General features: G+C 41.4%; 1 protein-coding gene. It reads left to right on the forward strand.

The annotated features are described in order from the left end of the window. Nucleotides 1-66 precede the first annotated feature (66 nt). The gene (locus tag ACS8FD_RS19510) at nucleotides 67-723 is read left to right on the forward strand and encodes a cupin domain-containing protein (protein WP_439261012.1); all 657 of its coding nucleotides are present in this window, start codon (nucleotides 67-69) and stop codon (nucleotides 721-723) included. Nucleotides 724-776 lie beyond the last annotated feature (53 nt).

A 776-nucleotide genomic window follows, 5' to 3' on the forward strand; every position in this document is an offset into this window, starting at 1 on the left:
GGCACCCTGAGTTAAATTATGCGCAAGATAACTTGTCCAAATTTTTGTTCACGGAATTCATTCAACATGCCAGCAAAAAACTCTCTAGATAATGTTTCAGATACAACCACTTTAGACGATACAGTCGCCGCCGAAAAGGCTCAGACAGCCATGGAGGCGGATGAACGACCAGAAGAAGATATTGGTAAAAAGATTAATCAGCTGCGACTTGCTAAAGGTTATTCACAGCGTAAGCTTGCAAGGCTTGCAGGACTGACTAATACCTCAATCAGTGCTATTGAGCGTAATAAAGTGAGTCCGGCTGTCAATACATTAAAAGCGATTTTAGCGGTGCTAGGCTCTGATTTGACGACTTTTTTTAGTGATGAATGGAAAGAGCCTAAAGCAAGGGTGGTGGTAACTCCCAAAGATTTGATTGAGCTTAGTGAACCAAATAGCAGGGTATCACTCAAACAGGTATACAACTGCAGCACAACCAAAAACTTGGGATTTTTGATTGAAACCTATCAGCCCAACAGCTCAACGGAAGAAAAAATCGCTCACGAAGGAGAAGAGATCGGTACGGTCATTGAGGGCAAGATTTTGATTCGTATCGAGGAGACCACATACTTGCTAAATAAAGGGGACAGTTATGTGATTGATACCATGAAGCCGCATACCTTTATCAATCCTAGCGATACGGTGACTCATATAGTGAGTGCGCATACACCAACGACTTATTAGATAAAATGATTATATAGGGTTGCTGCTATACTAAAAAGTAATGCAATTCGTTC

Source organism: Psychrobacter sp. 1U2, from assembly GCF_051847575.1.

Coding starts and splice junctions, on each gene's coding strand:
- ACS8FD_RS19510 (WP_439261012.1), top strand. CDS start 67: ATGCCAGCAAAAAACTCTCTAGATAATGTTTCAGATACAACCACTTTA.